Below are 575 nucleotides of genomic sequence, written 5' to 3'. Positions count from 1 at the left end.
GACGGAAGATCGCCACCTGCTGCTGACCGAGCAGGGCGCAGATGCCGGTGGCCGGCAGGATGTCGTCGATGCTGCAGATATTTACCCACTGGCTCATGCTTTTTCCTCCACCAGAGTAACCGGGATACGCTCATACGGCGTGGCCGGGCGGTGCTGGTCACGTTCCGGCACCACCTGAACGTTCGGGTCGCGCTGGTCGCTGTTGATAAAGTGTTTGAAGCGGGTCTGCGCCGCCGGGTTGTTGACGGTCTCGGTCCACTCGCAGGCGAAGGCGGCGCGCAGGCGAGCCAGCTCTTCTTCCAGATGGTCGTTCAGACCGAGCTTGTCATCGATGATGACGCTGCGCAGATAGTCGATACCGCCTTCCATATTGTCCAGCCACGGGGCAGTGCGGGTCAGCTTATCGGCGGTGCGGATGTAGAACATCATAAAGCGGTCGAGATATTTGATGAGCGTATCGCGATCGAGGTCCGCGGCCAGTAGATCGGCGTGACGCGGCTTCATCCCGCCATTACCGCACACGTACAGGTTCCAGCCTTTCTCGGTGGCGATGATCCCGACGTCTTTGCCCTGAG

Annotated in this window: 1 protein-coding gene and 1 pseudogene; both read right to left on the bottom strand. The window is 60.5% G+C overall.

Going from position 1 to position 575, the window contains the following annotated elements; all coding sequences use genetic code 11:
- Nucleotides 1-97 (bottom strand): nitrite reductase (NAD(P)H) small subunit (locus tag M3149_RS23250; RefSeq protein ID WP_353056841.1); only part of this gene is annotated, 97 nt, incomplete at its 3' end.
- A pseudogene (locus tag M3149_RS22695) lies at nt 94-575 on the bottom strand (nitrite reductase (NAD(P)H)); the annotation flags it as partial. The pseudogene M3149_RS22695 and the gene M3149_RS23250, both read right to left, overlap by 4 nt.

Origin of the sequence: Hydrogenophaga intermedia (assembly GCF_023715105.1) — a bacterium.
GTDB classification, from domain to species: Bacteria; Pseudomonadota; Gammaproteobacteria; order Burkholderiales; family Burkholderiaceae_C; genus Hydrogenophaga; species Hydrogenophaga intermedia_A.
This window is presented reverse-complemented; position numbering and strand designations above follow the sequence as displayed.